Below are 17,238 nucleotides of genomic sequence, written 5' to 3' on the forward strand. Positions count from 1 at the left end.
TCACCTATGCCACCAGCTCTCCCGTCGGATCCCTCCCAGTCGCGCCCGGAGCCGGAGCAGGCTGACCTCGGTGCGGCGAGGGGCCCGCTCGCGGGCTCCACTGAGCTGATGGGCGGTCCGTTCGCCCGGGTCGCCCGTGCCGCAGCCGCGGGGGACCGGAGCAGGGCCAAGGGCGGTGACAGGGCCAAGGGCGGCGACAGGGACGACAGTGGCGAGGGCGCCGACGGCGCGGAGCCGGTACTGAGCCTCGCCGACGCCATCGGTGGGCCGCGCGGGATCATCGACAGCGCGATTCCGACGGTTGCCTTCGTCACGGTGAACGCCGAGAGCGGGCTGACCGCGGGGATCATCGTCGCCATCGCGGCGGCCGTGGGGCTGGTCGTCCTGCGGCTGGTTCGGCACGAGCCGCTTCAGCAGGCGTTCTCCGGGCTCTTCGCGGTCGGGTTCGCCGCCTTCATCGCCTCCCGGACCGGGCACGCGGAGGGCTTCTTCCTGCCCTCGATCGCCAAGAACGCCGTCTGCTCCGTCGCGGGGCTCGTCTCCGTGCTGGTGGGCCGGCCGATCGGCGGATACGTGATGGCCGGCTTCGACAAGCGCTATGCCGACTGGCGGGAGAATCCGCCCGTCCGACGGGCGGCGGTGTGGGCCACGCTGGTCTGGATCGCCGTGTTCGGGGTGCGGTTCGTCGTGCAGGGCCTGCTGTACCTCGCCGGTGAGACCGGTTGGCTCGCGGCGGCGAACATCGCGCTGGGCCTGCCGCTGTTCGGAGTCGCCGTGCTGGCGACCTTCGCGATCGTGCGGCGTCTCGCGCCGCCGGCGGACGAGGTCCCGGAGGCGGCTGCCGAGTCGGGGCAGCCTGCCCAGGGGATGGCGCAGCTGGCCGCTCCTGACGAGCGGGCCTCCGCCTCTCGCCCGGACTGAGGCTCCACCCCGCCTGCCACGAAACGGCGCCGGGAGTTCGCTCGCCTGCCACAGCGCCAGCCGCTCGCCTGCCTCGGTACCACCGCGGCTGAGCTGCCGCCGGGCTCGGGGCTCAGTGCAGACCGGGGCTCAGTGCAGGCCGGCAGCGTCCCGGGAGCGTTCCCCGGCCGGAACGGCACCGAGCAGCTCGGCGAGGCTTTCCTCGGCCTCGCTCGTGGTGGCGACGGCCAGCACCTCGTCACCCGGCTCCAGGGCGCAGTCCGCGGACGGGACGATGGCGTGCCCGTCGCGCAGGATGACGACCAGCGCCGAGTCGGGCGGAAGCGCGACGTCGCCGACGCGCCGGCCGATGACCGGGGCGGTCGCGGTCAGGGTGAGCTCGACCAGCGACGCGTCTCCCTGGCGGAACTTCATCAGGCGCACCAGGTCACCGACGCTCACCGCCTCCTCCACCAGCGCGGTCAGCATGCGGGGCGCGGAGACGGCGACGTCGACGCCCCACGAGTCGGTGAACAGCCACTCGTTCTTGGGATGGTTGACCCGTGCCACGACCCGTGGCACGCCGAACTCGGTCTTCGCGAGCAGCGACACCACCAGGTTGACCTTGTCGTCGCCGGTCGTCGCGACCATCACGGCGCACTCGTCCAGCCCGGCACCGTCGAGCGAGGACAGCTCACAGGCGTCGGCGAGCAGCCACTGTGCCGCCGGCAGCGCGTCCCGGCGGATCTTGACGGGATCCCGCTCGATGATCAGCACCTCGGCGCCGTTCTCCAGCAGCTCCGCGGCGATCGAGCGGCCGACCTTGCCCGCGCCGGCGATCGCCACCCGGCGTCCTCCGTGCGAGCTTGTGGTGGTCCGCTGGTGTTCGTCCGGTTCCAGTGTCATCGCGCGGTCTCCCGTCCCTTGTCGCTCAGTCGTGCCCGGGGCCGGCGTGGATGATGGCGTCGGCCTCGACGGCCCGCGCCTTCACCACCGCGATGTGCAGGACGTCCCCGTCCTGGACCACGGTGCGTGCGTCGGGGAGCAGGCCGTCACCGAACCGGGTCACGCACACGACCCGCACCTCGGCCCGCGCCTCCAGGTCGGCCAGCCGCTTGCCCACCCAGCCCCGGGCCGGGGTGACCGCGGTGACCAGCACCGAGCCGGACGTGTCCGTCCACTCGGGGGCGACGGCATCCGGGATGAGGCGACCGAGGATCTGGTCCCTGGTCCAGCGGACCGTGGCGACGGTGGGGATCCCCAACCGCTCGTAGACCTCGGCGCGCCGGGGATCGTAGATCCGGGCCACGACCCGCTCGACGCCGAACATCTCCCGCGCCACCCGGGCGGAGATGATGTTCGAGTTGTCGCCGCTGGACACGGCGGCGAACGCGGCGGCCTCCGCGATGCCGGCTTCGATCAGGGTGTCCCGGTCGAAGCCGACACCGGTCACCCGCCGGCCGCCGAAGCCGGGGGACAGCCGGTTGAAGGCTGCCGGGTTCTGGTCGATGACGGCCACCGAATGGCCGAGCCGCTCGACAGCACCGGCGAGGGACGAGCCGACCCGGCCGCAACCGAGGATCACGACGTGCACGGGAAGTGAGCGTAGTCCGGTCGGGGTTGTCCGGTCGATGCCCAGGCCGTGGCCGTTCCAGGCGCCTGGCCTCGCGACGGCCTGCGGACGGAGGATCGCGTGTTCCGTGTAGTGCCCCACGTCACACCGTTGAAGGAGCTGTGACGACGGTCGGTAGCATCGCCGCGTGGCGCTCACAGACCGACTGAAGCGCGGATTCGTCGGTCGTCCCATCGGTAGTGATCGGCTCGGGGAAACCTTGCTGCCGAAGCGGGTCGCGCTTCCCGTCTTCGCCAGCGACGCGCTCTCCTCCGTCTCGTACGCGTCGGAGGAGATCCTTCTCGTCCTCGCGCTCGGCGGGATCACGCTGCTGCACTACACGCCGTGGATCGCGGCTGCGGTCGTGATCCTCATGCTGACGGTGGTGGCCTCGTACCGGCAGAACGTGCACGCCTACCCCAGCGGCGGCGGCGACTACGAGGTGGCGTCGGTCAACCTGGGGCCGCGGGCCGGTCTGATGGTCGGCAGCGCGCTGCTCGTCGACTACGTCCTGACCGTCGCCGTGTCGGTGTCGGCCGGTGTCGCGAACCTGACATCCGCCGCGACCGGGCTCGCCGAGCACAAGGTGCTGCTGGCCAGCCTCCTGGTCGTGCTGCTGACGCTGGTCAACCTGCGCGGCGTGCGGGAGTCCGGCACGGCCTTCGCGGTTCCGTCCTACGCCTTCATCGTCGGCGTGCTGGTCATGATCGTCACCGGGCTGGTCAAGACCGCTCTCGGTGACGCTCCGCGTGCCGAGAGTGCCGAATACCACATCCATCCGGAACAGAGCTTCACCGGCCTGTTCCTGATCTTCCTCATCCTGCGCGCGTTCGCCTCGGGCTGCACGGCGCTGACCGGGGTCGAGGCGATCAGCAACGGTGTGCCGGCGTTCCGGCGGCCCAAGAGCCGCAACGCCGCCACGACCCTGTTCCTGATGGGCGCCATCGCCGTCACGATGTTCGCGGGCGTGACGGCGCTCGCGCTCATCTCGGATGTGCACGTCGCCGAGAACCCCGCCGATCTCATCGGCAGCAACGGCGAGGAGCAGCGGACGGTCATCGCCCAGATCGCGGCCGCCGTGTTCGGTGACGGCTCGCCGGGTTTCGTCTACGTCGCTGCGGTCACCACGCTGATCCTCATCCTGGCGGCGAACACGGCCTTCAACGGCTTCCCGGTCCTCGGCTCGATCCTCGCCCGGGACGGATACCTGCCGCGCCAGCTGCACACCAGAGGCGACCGGCTCGCCTACTCCAACGGGATCATCCTGCTGGCCGGGTTCGCGATCCTGCTCATCGTCGTGTTCGACGCGCAGGTCACCGCACTGATCCAGCTGTACATCCTGGGCGTGTTCATCTCCTTCACCCTCAGCCAGACCGGAATGGTCCGGCACTGGGCACGTCTGCTGCGCGGCTCGGTGGCCGCGGACGCGGACGCGGGCGCGGGCGCGACCGGGGCTGGTGCCGCGGCCGGTGCTTCGGCCGGCTCCGGTGACAGCGGGGAGAAGCTGGACGACCAGCTCACCGGGCGGGTGCCGCTGGAGCCCCGCATGCGTGGCCGGGTCCGGCGCTACCAGGTCGTGAGCTTCCTGGGCGCCTGCATGACCGGCGCCGTGCTCATCCTGGTGCTCCTCACCAAGTTCACCCGCGGTGCCTGGATCGTCTGCATCGCCATCCCGGTGATCTATCTCTGCATGCAGGGCATCCAGCGGCACTACGAGCGGGTCGCCAGCGAGCTGACCCCCGAGCCGGGCCCGCCGACGCTGCCGTCCCGTGTGCACGGTGTCGTGCTGGTGAGCAAGATGCACGCGCCGACCCTGCGGGCGCTGGCCTACGCGAAGGCCACGCGCCCCCACACGCTGGTCGCGACGACCGTCGCCGTGGACCCGGCCGAGACGGAACGGCTGCGGCAGGCCTGGGAGGAACGCGACATCAAGATCGACCTCGTCGTTCTCGCGTCGCCGTACCGTGAGGTCACCAGGCCGGTCCTGGAGTACGTCGCACGCATCCGCCGGGAGAGCCCACGGGACGTCGTCGCCGTGTTCGTCCCGGAGTACGTCGTCGGGCGCTGGTGGGAGCACCTGCTGCACAACCAGAGTGCGCTGCGCCTCAAGGCCCGGCTGTTGTTCCAGCCCGGCGTCATGATGACCAGCGTTCCCTGGCAGCTTGAGTCCAGCTCACATGCTCAGACGAGGCGTGACCACGCTGGGGCCGGCGCGGTCCGGCGCGGTCGGGTGCTGCCTTCGGACCAGGTACGGCCAGGTAACGGGAGCGGGACGTGACCGGGCGTCCGCCGCGCCGTGGCGGCCCGAACCGCCGTCGGACGGACCAGGGCGCCGCGCCGGCGCGGGCCGACCGGACGGCCCCGCGAGACCAGACGCCGTCGCGGGGGCAGGCGCCGCCGCGAGACCAGGCAGCACCGCGAGACCAGGCAGCACCGCGAGACCAGGCAGCACCGCGAGACCAGAAGGCGCCGCGAGACCAGGCGCCGCCGCGCCGCCAGACACGCCCGCGGGCCCAGACACCCCCACAGCCTCCGACGCCCCCGGACGAGCTGGTCGAGCTGGAGATCGGACCGGTGGCGCACCACGGCCTGTGCGTCGCGCGGACTGACGGGCGGGTCGTGTTCGTCCGGCACGCGCTGCCGGGTGAGCGGGTCCTGGCGCGGATCACCGACGTCTCCCACGACCGCTACTGGCGGGCGGACGCGACGGAGATCCTGGTCGCCTCCCCGGACCGGGTCGAGCCGCCGTGCCCGCACGCCCGCCCCGGCCAGTGCGGGGGCTGCGACTGGCAGCACGCGACACTGGACGCGCAGCGCCGTCTCAAGGCCACGGTGGTCGAGGACTCGCTGCGCCGCATCGCGGGCCTGGAACGCGCCGTGCGGGTCGAGCCACTGCCGGCGAAGGCGGATGACGGTCTCGGCTGGCGGACCAGGATGCGTTTCGCGCGCACCCCCGACGGCGGGGTGGGGCTGCGCGCGCACCGTTCCCACCAGGTGGTCGCGACTCCGGACTGCCGGATCGCGCACCCGTCGCTCGCCCAGGTGATCGCCGACCCCGTGTTCCTCCAGGGCCCGGCCGCGCCGGAACGGACCGGGCAGGCCGTCGACCTCGTCGCGGCGAAGCTGACCGAGTCTGGGACGACGTCCGACGCGGTGGCCTTCTCCACCAGTTCCGGCAGCTGGCAGCTGGTCCGGCTGCGTCCCGAGGGAGGCCCGGAGCCGGCGGCGCCCGAGGCGGGCGCGGCGGCGGAATCCGCCGGCCTGGCGGGACCTGTCGACGTGGCGGAAGCCGTCGAGGTGGTCGAGACGGTCGAGGGGCGTTCGTTCCGTCTTGAACCGGGTGTTTTCTGGCAGGTCCATCCGGCGGCGGCCGCGACGCTGGTCGACGCCGTGCGGGCGGCGGCCGCGGCGGCGCCCGGTGAGACGGCCCTCGACCTCTACAGCGGTGCCGGGCTGTTCGCGGCGTTCCTCGCGGAGGCGGTCGGGCCGACCGGTCGGGTCATCGCGATGGAGTCCGACGAGGCCGCGGTGCGTTCCGCGGCCCGGAGCCTCGCGGATCTGCCCTGGGTGTCGCTGCGTTCGCTGCGGGTGACGCCCGCGACCGTGCGCGGTCTGGTCGGCGGGTCCGACCGGCAGGGCGGCGGCGTCGACGTCGCCGTGCTCGACCCGCCGCGCACCGGCGCCGGCCGTGAGGTCATGGCGGAGCTCCTCGGCCATCGGCCGCGCCGGGTCGTGTACGTGGCATGCGACCCCGCGGCACTCGCGCGAGATGTCGCGGCTGCCGCGGAGGAAGGCTACCGGCTTACCGCGCTGAGGGCTTTCGACCTTTTTCCCATGACCTCACATGTGGAGTGCGTGGCGACGTTGGAACCGGCGTAACCGGAACCGGTCACAGCCGTTTGTGACGGAATTTCCGGATCGCGCCTTTCCGGCGACGCCCGATGGCAGGCGGCCCGCGCGACTGTCGGCTCCGAGGTCCTCAGTCCCCCGGCCGGCAGTCCTGATTGCCTGCCGCGGCGGTCTTCCCGACGGTGTCCCCGGTGGCACCGATGGTGCCCCCTGTCGGCTTCGGCGGTACCGCTCATGGCCTTCGGAGGCCCGGCCCGTGGTCTTCAACCGTCCCGCCCATGGTCTTCGACCGTGCCTCTCGGGCGTCTCGGGCGGACTCCGTCGGAGGCCGCGACGCCGGGCCGGCGGCGGCAGGAGCCGGTCGGCCGGTCCACTCGGCCCGCATCGGGGCCGCGCGGACCGGCCGGAGCGACCGGCTCCGGCGGCGGTTGCTGACACTGGGTAGTCGCGGAAGTCACGATCAGGGGTACTCGTAACGGCCGTCGGGATGTCACGAGAATGTCACGAAAAGATGACGCGGGTATGGAAGACTGACCGACGAACCCATGAGCCCGAGAAAGAACCCCGCCGGGCGGCTCGTTCCGCCGCCGCCGTGCTGGGCCGAGGCGATCGGTCTGTCACCGCCGCCAACGCGTCACGCCTGGTTCATGCCGTCTCTTCCGCGGTTACCCGTCGCACATTCCCGACAGCGGGAGGCGGATTCTACCGCGACCGGGCAGAATACCTGACGCTCTTCGGGCAGCTCACATGTCGGGAGCCCGTCTGCGGAGCCCACGGCCTGCTGCGTAGACTTTGCCGGACCCGGACCGATCCCCTTTCGGGGGAGGGAGAGCACGCCGTGTCGCTTCTGTCGACGATCGACAGCCCGCAGGACGTCAAGCGCCTCGACCACGAGGAACTGGTGGCGCTCGCGGCCGAGATCCGTGATTTCCTCATCCATGCGGTTGCCCGTACTGGCGGCCACCTCGGGCCGAATCTGGGCGCTGTCGAACTGACTCTCGCAATTCACAGGGTTTTTGACTCACCTTTTGACCGAGTCCTGTGGGACACCGGACATCAGTCATATGTCCACAAGATTCTCACCGGTCGTCGGGATGCTTTTGACCGCCTTCGCCAGCGCGGCGGGCTGTCGGGCTACCCGTGCCAGGCCGAGTCCGAGCACGACATCATCGAGAACTCGCACGCCTCGACCGCCCTGTCCTACGCGGACGGGTTGTCGCGCGCCTACGCGCTGCGCGGGGAGAACCGGGCCGTCGTCGCGGTCGTCGGTGACGGCGCGCTGACCGGCGGCATGTGCTGGGAGGCGCTGAACAACATCGCCGCCTCCGACCGGCAGGTCGTCATCGTCGTCAACGACAACGGCCGGTCCTACTCGCCGACCATCGGCGGGCTGGCCGACCACCTGGCCTCGCTGCGCCTGGCGCCCGAGTACGAGCAGGTCCTCGACGTCGTCAAGCAGGTCCTGGGGCGCACCCCGCTGGTCGGGGCGCCGCTGTTCGACGCCCTGCACGGCATCAAGCGGGGCATCAAGGACGTCGTGACCCCGCAGGGCATGTTCGAGGACCTCGGCCTCAAGTACGTCGGCCCGATCGACGGCCACGACGTGGTCGCGATGGAGTCGGCGCTGCGCCGGGCCAAGGACTTCGGCGGCCCCGTGATCGTCCACGCGATCACCCGCAAGGGCTTCGGCTACCCGGCGGCCGAGCAGGACGAGGCCGACAACTTCCACGCCGTCGGCGTCATCGACCCGGCCACCGGCAAGCCGGTCGGGGCGGCCAAGGGCACCACCTGGACGTCGGTCTTCTCCGACGAGATCGTCCGCATCGGTGCGGAGCGCCCGGACGTCGTCACGATGACGGCCGCCATGCTCCAGCCGGTCGGCCTGAAGGCGTTCGCGAAGGCGTTCCCGGACCGGGTCTTCGATGTCGGCATCGCCGAGCAGCACGCGGTCACCTCCGCGGCGGGCCTGGCGATGGGCGGTCTCAAGCCGGTCGTCTGCATCTACGCGACCTTCCTGAACCGGGCCTTCGACCAGGTCCTGATGGACGTGGCGATGCACCGCCAGCCGGTGACCTTCGTGCTCGACCGGGCCGGCATCACCGGTGAGGACGGCGCGTCGCACAACGGCATGTGGGACATGTCCTTCCTGCAGGTCGTGCCCGGCCTGGCGATCGCCGCGCCGCGTGATGAGGCGACCCTGCGCGCCGAGCTCGACGAGGCGATCTCCAACGTCGACGGGCCGACGGTCGTCCGCTACCCCAAGGGCAAGATCGCTCCGGAGACCCCGGCGATCGACCAGGTCGGCGGGGTGGACGTCCTGTACCGGGCGCCGGCGGTGGCGCGCCACCGCGAGGTGCTGCTGGTCTCCGTCGGGGCGATGGCCACGACCTGCCTCGACGTCGCCGCCCGGGTCGCGAGCCAGGGCATCGGCATCACCGTCGTCGACCCGCGGTGGGTCAAGCCGCTGGACCCGGCGCTGGTCGACCTGGCCCGTGAGCACGACCTCGTCGTCACCGTCGAGGACAACGGCCGCGTCGGCGGCGTCGGCGCGTCCGTCGCGCAGCTGCTGCGTGACGCCGACGTCGACGTCCCGGTGCGGGAGTTCGGTGTGGCCCAGCGCTTCCTTGACCACGGCAAGCGTGACGAGGTCCTCGCCGAGGTCGGCCTGGCCCCGCAGGACCTCGCCCGCAAGGTGATCGAGGCCGTCGCCCGGCGCCAGAACGCGCTGGTGGACGCCGAGGTCGGTGCGTCCGGCGCAGACGAGCCCAACCAGACGCCCGCCGCCGGCCAGGCCTGATCGCCATCCGGCAGGCATAGCGCAGCGCACTGCGGCAGGCACAGCGCACCGCGGCAACCGGGCCACGTCCTCGTCACGTGGCCCGGTTGCCGCGTTTTCTGGCTGCTTGTCTGCCGGCGCCCGGTGTGCGGCACGGCTGGCCCTTCTGACCCGGCTGACGTCTGCTGGCACCGTGGTGGGCGGCCACGACGGCGGTGCGCCGACCCCATAGTCTGACCAGGTGAGTCATGTCGACGGGGCGGGCCCGCGAGGGAAGAAGCAGGCCGCGCAGCCTCGCCGCCGGGGCGCGCGTTGGTGGGCGGTGCGGGGCGCTCTGCTGCTCGCGGCGGTGCTGCTGGTCGTCGCGCTGGTGGGGCAGTGGAACGACGTCCGCGACTCGGTCGGTGAGCTGACGGCGGCCGGCCTGGCCGGGTCCGCCGCCGCGACGGTGCTCGCGGTCGGCGCGACGGTGCTGTCCTGGCGGTCGGTGCTCGGCGGGCTCGGCGCGTCGTTGCCGCTGCGCGCGGCCGTTCGCATCTTCTGCGTCGGCCAGATCGGTAAGTACATCCCGGGCAGTGTGTGGCCGGTGCTCGCGCAGATGGAGCTGTCCCGCGACTACGGGGTCTCCCGGCCGAAGTCGGCGTCGGCGAGCCTGGTGGTGCTGGCCCTGGCGGTGCCGTGCGGGGGAGTGACCGCGGCGGCGACCCTCCCGTTCGTCTCCCGCTCGGCGCTCGCGGACTACTGGTGGGCGCTGGCGGTGGTGCCGCTGTTCGCGGTGGTTCTGCACCCGCCCGTGCTTTCGAGGCTGCTCGACCTCGCGTTCCGCCTGCTGCGGCGTCCGCCGCTGGACGAGCCGCTCACCGCGCGGCCGATCCTGGCCGGGGCCGGCTGGCTGATCGCGGGTTTCGTCTGGTACGGCGTCGGGACCTGGCTGCTGGTGCGTGACCTCGACCCGGCCGTCGGCGGGGCCCGGCTGGTGGCGCTGTGCGTCGGCGCGTACGCACTGGCCTGGACGGCCGGTTTCCTGGTGTTGGTGCTGCCGGCGGGGGCCGGGGTGCGCGAGGCGGTCCTGGTGCTGGCACTGGCCCCGGCGCTGGCCAGCGGCCCGGCCACCCTCATCGCGGTCGTCGCCCGGCTGCTGGCCACGATCGCGGATGTCGTCTGGGCGCTCGTCGGGGTCGCGCTGCGGCCCCGCGGCACGTCGACGGCGGGCCGTTACGCCGACGCCGCCGCCCACGCGGGCGCCGGCGTCAGCACGGATCTCGCCGAGGCGGTCGAGCCCGGTTCCGCCCGCCTCAGCGCGCGGCAGACGGGCGGAACCGGACCGGGGAGCCCGGGAGCCGCGGCCGTCTCCGGGACGGCACCTGGCGGCCGCTGAGGGCCACCAGAGGCCACCGAGGAGGGCCGCCCGCGCCGGCCGTCGCGCAGGCGGTTCCTCGGTGGCCGGAGACGGGTCCGAGACGGGACGGGTCAGGAGATGGTGGCGGTTCCGGGCGGGCTGAACCGCCGGCCGGTCACCCGCTCGCTGATGCCGGTGCGGTCCAGGTAGGGCGTGATGCCGCCGAGGTGGAACGGCCAGCCGGCGCCGAGGATCATGCACAGGTCGACGTCCGCGGGCTCGGCGACGACCTTCTCGTCCAGCAGCAGCCGGATCTCCTGCGCGAGCGCGGACAGTGCCGCGTCCCGGACCTGCTCCGGGGTCAGCGCCGCGCCTGTGCCTGAACCGTCGGATCCGGTGCCTTCGCGGACGAGCGCGGCGGCCTTCGGGTCGACGATCTGCCGGCCCTGCGGGTCCGTCGTGTAGAAGCCGCCGAGCCCCGCGTCGACCAGCCGGGCCAGGCCCGCCGGTGAGCGGAACCGGTCCGGCATCGCGGTGTGCAGCGTCTCGGCCACGTGCAGCGCGACCGGCGGCCCGACCAGCGACAGCAGAACGAGCGGCGACATCGGCAGGCCGAGCGGGTCCAGCGCGGTGTCGGCGGTGTCGATCGCGGTGCCGGACTCCGTGGCGGCGAGCACCTCGCCCATGAAACGGGTGAGCAGCCGGTTCACCACGAAGGCGGGCGCGTCCGCCACCAGCACGGCGTTCTTCTTCAGCTTCTTGGCGACGTCGAGGGTGGTCGCGATCGTGGCGTCGTCGCTGCGCGGCGTGCGGACGACCTCGACCAGCGGCAGCACCGCCACCGGGTTGAAGAAGTGCAGCCCGGCGACCCGCTCGGGATGAGTCAGCTCGGCCGCCATCTCGGTCACCGACAGCGCGGAGGTGTTGGTGAGCAGCAACGTCTCCGGCTTGACGTAGGTCTCCAGCTCGGCGAGCACCGACTTCTTGATCGCCATGTCCTCGAAGACGGCCTCGATGATGAGGTCGGCGTCCGCGAAGGCGTCCTTGGTGAGCGAGCCGGTGACGTTGGCCTTGAGCCGGTTGGCCCGGTCCGCGGAGATCCGCTTGCGCTGCAGCAGGTTGTCGAACTCCTGGTGGACCCGGGCGACACCGGCGTCCAGGCGGGCCTGGTCGAGGTCGGTGAGCACCACCGGTACCTCGAGGCGCTGGGCGAACAGCGCGGCGAGCTGGCTGGCCATCAGGCCGGCACCCACCACACCGACCTTGGTCACCGGTCGCGCCAACGAGCGGTCCGGCCCGCCCACGGGCCGCTTGGCCCGCTTGTTCACCAGGTCGAACGCGTAGAGGCCGGCGACCAGCTCCTCGCCGGCACCGAGGTCGGCCAGCGCCGCGTCCTCCGCCGCGTACCCGGTGTCACGGTCCGCGGTCTCGGCCAGCGCCAGCAGCTCCAGCGCCCGGTAGGCGGCCGGCGCCGCTCCGTGCAGCCGGGCGTCCGCCAGGGTGCGGCCACGTTCGAGCGCCGCCGCCCAGGCCGGGCCGCGCTCGACGGTCGGGCGGCCCGCGGTGGGGTCGACCTCGCCGCGCAGCACGCGGCCCACCCAGCGCAGCGCCTCCTCCAGGAAGTCGGCCGGCTCGAGCAGGATGTCGCCGATGCCGAGCTTGAAGGCCTGCGCGGCGCGCAGCGTCCGGTTCTGGCTCAGCGCGTTGTCGATCATCACGGTGACGGCGTTGTCCGCGCCGATGAGGTTCGGCAGGAGCTGGGTACCGCCCCAGGCCGGCACCAGGCCGAGGAACACCTCGGGCAGCGCGAGCGCGGCGATGTCGGTGGACAGTGCCCGGTAGTCACAGTGCAGGGCCAGCTCGAGGCCGCCGCCGAGCGCGGCGCCGTTGACGAGGGCGAAGGTCGGCACCTTCCGGTCGCCGAGACGTCCTTCGCCGACCCGCCGCAGGGCGGTGTGCCCGAGCTCGCCGAGCGCGGTGAGCTTGGGTCGTACCTCCGCCGGGTCGGTCAGCGACGACCGGTACGACAGGTCGGCCCCGACGCAGAAGATGAACGGCTTGCCGGTCACCGCCACCGCGGCGACCGGCGGGTCGTGCGCCTCGATCTCGTCGACCGCGGCGATCAGGGAACGCAGTCCCGCCGGGCCGAAGGTGCTCGGGCGGGTGTGGTCCAGCCCGTTGTCGAGGGTGATGAGCGCGACGGGTCCGTCCACGCCGGGAAGCCGCGCGTACCGGACATGGGCCTGTGTGACGACCTCGTCCGGATGCTCAAGAGTCACCGCGGCGCTGCTCATGCTCCGTCTCCCATTCGGGCGAAGATTTCGGGGTGCGGGGTGCGGGGGTCGGGGTTCGAGGTACGGGCTTCGAGGTGCGACATGTGGGCCACCGGTCAGACGGCCTGGTGGTGCGGGTTCTCCCAGATCGTCGTCGCGCCCATGCCGATGCCCACGCACATCGCGGTCAGGCCGTAGCGGACCTCGGGGTGCTCCTCGAACTGCCGGGCGAGCTGGGTCATCAGGCGCACGCCGCTGGAGGCGAGCGGATGCCCCAGCGCGATCGCGCCGCCGTAGGGGTTGACGCGCGGGTCGTCGTCGTCGATGCCGAAGTGGTCGAGGAACGCGAGCACCTGCACGGCGAACGCCTCGTTCAGCTCGAACAGCCCGATGTCGTCGATGGTCAGGCCGGTGCGGGCGAGCGCCTTCTCCGTGGACGGGATCGGGCCGATGCCCATCACCTCGGGGGAGACACCCGCGAAGCCGAAGCCGACCATGGTCATCTTGCGGCTCAAGCCCAGTTCGGCGGCGACGTCGGCGGCTGCCAGCAGGCATCCGGTCGCGCCGTCGTTGATGCCGGCGGCGTTGCCCGCGGTGACCCGGCCGTGCGGCCGGAAGGGCGTCTTGAGCCCGGCGAGGCCCTGCAGCGTGGTGCCGGGTCGCGGCGGCTCGTCCGCGGTGACCAGCTCCCACCCGTTCTCGACGTGCCGCGCGGCGACCGGGACGAGGTCGGGCTGGATCTGGTTGTTGGCGTAGGCCTTGGCCACCTTCTCCTGCGAGGCGACGGCGTAGGCGTCGGCCCGCGCCCGGGTGATGCCCGGGTAGCGGTCGTGCACGTTCTCCGCCGTCATCCCCATGACCAGCGCGGACGGGTCGACGAGCTTCTCGGAGACGAACCGGGGGTTGGGGTCGACCCCCTCACCCATCGGATGGCGCCCCATGTGCTCGACGCCGCCGGCGATCGCGACGTCGTAGGCGCCGACCGCGATGGCGGACGCGGTCGTGGTCACCGCTGTCACCGCGCCCGCGCACATCCGGTCGATCGCATAGCCCGGGACGGACTTCGGCAGACCGGCGAGAATGCCGGCGGTCCGCCCGATCGTCAGGCCCTGGTCGCCGATCTGGGTGGTGGCCGCGATCGCCACCTCGTCGACCCGCTCCGGCGGCAGGCCGGGATTGCGGCGGATGAGCTCCCGGATGACCTTGACCACCAGGTCGTCCGCCCGGGTCTCGCTGTAGACGCCCTTCGCCTTGCCGAACGGCGTCCGCACGCCGTCGACGAACACCACATCACGCACCGAACCCCGCGCGCTTACGAACACACCGGCCTCCTCGACGCCCTTGTCCGTCGACGGCGCGTGTCCGACCCGCCGCCACCGGTGTCGGGCCGGATGCCTGAAGGTGTGTGCCGGCCGCGACGGGCACCAGCCTACGACAGGAGTTACCCGTGGGTAGGTAAGAGGTGTCACGATCGCGGACGGATCGGTGGTCGTATTTGCGAGGTAAAATCCGGCGCCCTCGGCGAACGCTGAACCGCCGCCGGGCCCTGGCGGTACGTCTCAGTGGTTCTTTTCTCGCATCTGGTCACGATGCGTGATGTGAGGTGCGGATTCTGGTCGTTGGGGAGTCCGCCGCGAGATCCCGGACCTCTGGCTGTCGTTGCTGCTGAGCAAGATCTGAGGATTCTGGTCGCGGGAACGACGAAAAGCCTCAACGCTTCGCGCCGCCGCTTCGGGCGGTCGCCGGCGACGTCGCTGCTGCCGCTGCTACCGAGCAAGCGTGAAGGATTTCGGTCCCGAGAACGACCGAAATCCTTCACGCTTCGGCCGGGCGGTGGCGGTCAGGAAGCGGAGGGCTCGTCGCTCGCCGCGGGCTGGGTCGGTGAGCGGCGAGGGCGCGTCGCCCGCCGCGGGGCGGCCCGGCGAGGAGCGCCGCCGGCGTCGGGCTCGGGACGTCCTCCTACCAGGCCTTCCGCCGCGCCGCCCGGGGCAGCAGAGGCGCCCGGGGCCGTGCTGTCCGCTGTCGTGTCGTTCGCGGCCGGCCCGGCCGTCGGCGTCGACGTCAGCGTCGGCAGCGGTGTCGACGGTGTCGACGGCAGCGGTGTCGGCGACGTCGACGGAGCGGTGCCCGTCGCCGGAGGGTCGACCAGCGCGGTCGCCACGGCGGTCGCCGTGAGCTCCACCTGCCAGGAACGTGCTCCGCCCGCGACCAGCGCGGCCGTCACCGACGCGGTGTCGCGCGACGCCGGCGGCGTCCAGGTGACGCGGCGGGCGAGTGCCGGCTCCAGCAGGTTCTCCACCGGCATGCCCTGCGCGGTGGCGATGGTGTTCAGAGCGGCCCGCACCCGGGCCAGCCGGGCGGCAGCCACCGGATCACGTTCGGCCCAGCGGTTCTGGGGCGGAAGCCCGTCTCCGCCCGGCCCGGCCGTGCTTGGGAGCTGGCTTTCCGGTAGCTCCGCCGCTGACCGCAGCGCGTCCATCCAGGTCTGCGCCGAGCGACGGATCTTCGGCCCGGAGAAGACCGGCAGCCGGGTCAGCGCGGCGACGTCCGCGGGCGCCTTGAGGACGGCGTCCATGATCGCGCCGTCGGGCAGCACCCGCCCTGGCGCGAGGTCACGGGTCCGGGCGACCTTGTCGCGGGCCTGCCACATCGCGCGGACCGCCGCGAGCTGGCGCCGGGTGCGTGCGCGGTGGATCCCGCTGGTGCGACGCCACGGCTCGGCGCGCGGTTCCCGCGGGGGAGCGGCGGCGATCGCCGCGAACTCCTGCCGGGCAAAGGCGATCTTGTCGCGTTCGACGAGCTCCGCCTCCAGCCGGTCGCGGAGCTCCACGAGCAGCTCCACGTCCAGCGCGGCATAGCGCAGCCACGGCTCGGGCAGCGGCCGGGTGGACCAGTCCGCCGCGGAGTGCCCCTTCTCCAGCGCGAAGCCGAGCACCCGCTCGACCATGGCGCCGAGCCCGACCCGCTCGTAGCCCAGCAGCCGCCCGGCGAGCTCGGTGTCGAACAGGCTGGTCGGGTGCAGGCCCAGCTCGGCGAGGCAGGGCAGGTCCTGGCTGGCCGCGTGCAGCACCCACTCGGTCGGGCCCACCACCTCCTGCAGGCTGGTGAGGTCGGGCAGTGCCACCGGGTCGATGAGGATGGTGCCGGCGCCCTGGCGGCGGATCTGCACGAGATAGGCGCGCTGGCTGTAGCGGTAGCCCGAGGCGCGCTCGGCGTCGAAGGCGATCGGGCCGGTGCCGGCGGCCAGGCGCTCCGTCGCGCGCGCGAGATCCTGCGGATCGTCGAGGACGGGCGGGACGCCGTCGGCCGGCTCCAGCAGGGGGATCGGGACGGGCGCTGACGGCTCGGCGGCAGCATCGGCTGCCGCACCCTCGCTGACCAGGTGCGTTGAGTCAGGAACCGTCGACGTCACGATCGGCGATGGTACGTGTGAATGAGCGGGCTGGCAGCCCAGTCGGCCGAGCATTCCGACTAATTATACGCTTAGTGTTCGTCTTTGGCGTCGAGGTAGTCATCCCGGACGCGTTCTGTTGACATAGCGGGTGCGCTGTGTCTCCGCACTGAGGTGCCCGGCGGCTCAGGCCCGGCGCGCAGGTAGCGGAACGACCCCGGAGAGACGTGGTGGAAGGCCTGCCATCGCGGCCAGCAGATCGGCGAACGAGTGCAGATGCGCCGCGACGTCCGAATGGTTGAGCCCGCCCGCCGGTTCGGCCCCCCCGGCCGGGCCGGCCTGACCGGGCTCGGTCGCGTCCGTGCCGGCCCAGGTGGGTGACCACGAGCAGCGCAGCTCCACGTCGAAGTTGTCGCCATCGGTGGCCAGCACCCCGAAACGACGCGACGACGTGGTTGTCACCGTCCCGCCGAGGGCGTGGGTCTCGGCACCGTGCGACTGGAGCGACTCCCGCAGCCAGGACCAGGCGACACCGGGCAGCAGTGGATCGTCGGCCACCTCCGGGTCGACCGAGGCCCTCGCGTAGCAGACGACTCGGGCCAGCCCTTCCCAGGCGTCCTGGCCATCAGGGTCGAACAACAGCACGAACCGCCCGGACGCCGCCTCGTCATCGTTGGTGAGACCACCGGCGAGCGCGAAGGCGAACGGCGCGATGCGAGTCGGCGCGGGGATCTCCCGAATGGTGACGTCGGGCCGGAGCTCGTCCAGCGAGCTCCGCAGCGCGTCGGTGGCTGCGACGAAGAGGGCAGGCGCGGTGAGCTGCAGCCGTGTTCCCCCCATGGCCGCAACGTTAGGTGCTGCACCGTGATCACGCTGGTCGGACGTCGGAGAGTGCCGCTTGGAACCGTCCGTGCGGGTCTGGCCGGTTCGGGCGGGACGCAGCGGCGGGCGGAACGAGTCCGTGGGCTCGGCGGTGCCCGGCTCCGTGCTGTGCAGGCTCACGCCGGGCTCCTGCCGGTGCTGCTCTCGAAGCGCCGGTCACGCCCGCAGTCCGCGCGGTCGCGGATGTGATCGTCCGGGCTCACCAGGACCTGGTCC

General features: G+C 72.4%; 11 protein-coding genes. 5 read left to right on the forward strand and 6 right to left on the reverse strand.

The features are described 5' to 3' along the window. Positions 1-6 precede the first annotated feature (6 nt). A complete protein-coding gene (locus tag ACG83_RS09290) occupies positions 7-921 on the forward strand; it encodes a DUF3159 domain-containing protein (RefSeq protein ID WP_054565751.1) in 915 nt (304 codons plus the stop codon). 129 nt (positions 922-1,050) lie between these two features. Here ACG83_RS09290 and ACG83_RS09295 read toward each other — a convergent pair whose 3' ends face one another. Both ACG83_RS09295 and ACG83_RS09300 read right to left on the reverse strand, forming a co-directional pair. Continuing rightward, the gene (locus tag ACG83_RS09295) at positions 1,051-1,806 is read right to left on the reverse strand and encodes a TrkA family potassium uptake protein (protein ID WP_054565752.1); all 756 of its coding nucleotides are present in this window, start codon (positions 1,804-1,806) and stop codon (positions 1,051-1,053) included. A 25-nt stretch (positions 1,807-1,831) separates the two neighbouring features. Then, on the reverse strand, positions 1,832-2,494 hold the full coding sequence (locus tag ACG83_RS09300) for a TrkA family potassium uptake protein (protein ID WP_054566524.1): 663 nt from the start codon (positions 2,492-2,494) through the stop codon (positions 1,832-1,834). Between the two features lie 166 nt (positions 2,495-2,660). Between ACG83_RS09300 and ACG83_RS09305 the strand changes: the two genes are divergently transcribed. From ACG83_RS09305 to ACG83_RS09320, 4 genes are all read left to right on the forward strand, one after another. After that, positions 2,661-4,790, forward strand: a complete 2,130-nt coding sequence (locus ACG83_RS09305; RefSeq protein ID WP_054565753.1) for an APC family permease — start codon at positions 2,661-2,663, stop codon at positions 4,788-4,790. Beyond that, complete coding sequence (locus ACG83_RS09310) at positions 4,787-6,391, forward strand: class I SAM-dependent RNA methyltransferase (RefSeq protein ID WP_369812869.1); 1,605 nt, start codon at positions 4,787-4,789, stop codon at positions 6,389-6,391. The genes ACG83_RS09305 and ACG83_RS09310 overlap by 4 nt, the downstream gene beginning before the upstream one ends. Before the next feature lie 808 nt (positions 6,392-7,199). Next, positions 7,200-9,158, forward strand: coding sequence for a 1-deoxy-D-xylulose-5-phosphate synthase (gene dxs, locus ACG83_RS09315; protein ID WP_054565755.1), 1,959 nt, complete (start codon positions 7,200-7,202; stop codon positions 9,156-9,158). Between the two features lie 220 nt (positions 9,159-9,378). Further along, positions 9,379-10,515, forward strand: a complete 1,137-nt coding sequence (locus ACG83_RS09320) for a lysylphosphatidylglycerol synthase domain-containing protein (RefSeq protein ID WP_054565756.1) — start codon at positions 9,379-9,381, stop codon at positions 10,513-10,515. Positions 10,516-10,607: 92 nt separating this feature from the next. Here ACG83_RS09320 and ACG83_RS09325 read toward each other — a convergent pair whose 3' ends face one another. The 4 genes from ACG83_RS09325 to ACG83_RS09340 form a co-directional block, all read right to left on the reverse strand. Next, positions 10,608-12,770: a 3-hydroxyacyl-CoA dehydrogenase NAD-binding domain-containing protein gene (locus ACG83_RS09325; protein ID WP_054565757.1), complete on the reverse strand. Its 2,163-nt coding sequence runs from the start codon at positions 12,768-12,770 to the stop codon at positions 10,608-10,610. Positions 12,771-12,865: 95 nt separating this feature from the next. Further along, positions 12,866-14,071: a thiolase family protein gene (locus ACG83_RS09330; protein WP_054565758.1), complete on the reverse strand. Its 1,206-nt coding sequence runs from the start codon at positions 14,069-14,071 to the stop codon at positions 12,866-12,868. Positions 14,072-14,589: 518 nt separating this feature from the next. Beyond that, the gene (locus ACG83_RS09335; RefSeq protein ID WP_054565759.1) at positions 14,590-16,215 is read right to left on the reverse strand and encodes an HRDC domain-containing protein; all 1,626 of its coding nucleotides are present in this window, start codon (positions 16,213-16,215) and stop codon (positions 14,590-14,592) included. A gap of 111 nt (positions 16,216-16,326) precedes the next feature. Beyond that, complete coding sequence (locus tag ACG83_RS09340; RefSeq protein WP_054566525.1) at positions 16,327-16,980, reverse strand: DUF3000 domain-containing protein; 654 nt, start codon at positions 16,978-16,980, stop codon at positions 16,327-16,329. Between the last annotated feature and the right edge of the window lie 258 nt (positions 16,981-17,238).

This window comes from Frankia sp. R43 (assembly GCF_001306465.1).
In the GTDB taxonomy this organism is placed as follows: domain Bacteria; phylum Actinomycetota; class Actinomycetes; order Frankiales; family Frankiaceae; genus Parafrankia; species Parafrankia irregularis.

Excerpts from the sequence above, each read along its gene's own strand:
- ACG83_RS09295 (WP_054565752.1), bottom strand. The coding sequence starts at position 1,806 with ATGACACTGGAACCGGACGAACACCAGCGGACCACCACAAGCTCGCAC.
- ACG83_RS09325 (WP_054565757.1), bottom strand. The coding sequence starts at position 12,770 with ATGAGCAGCGCCGCGGTGACTCTTGAGCATCCGGACGAGGTCGTCACA.
- ACG83_RS09335 (WP_054565759.1), bottom strand. The coding sequence starts at position 16,215 with ATGCTCGGCCGACTGGGCTGCCAGCCCGCTCATTCACACGTACCATCG.
- ACG83_RS09340 (WP_054566525.1), bottom strand. The coding sequence starts at position 16,980 with ATGGGGGGAACACGGCTGCAGCTCACCGCGCCTGCCCTCTTCGTCGCA.
- ACG83_RS09290 (WP_054565751.1), top strand. The coding sequence starts at position 7 with ATGCCACCAGCTCTCCCGTCGGATCCCTCCCAGTCGCGCCCGGAGCCG.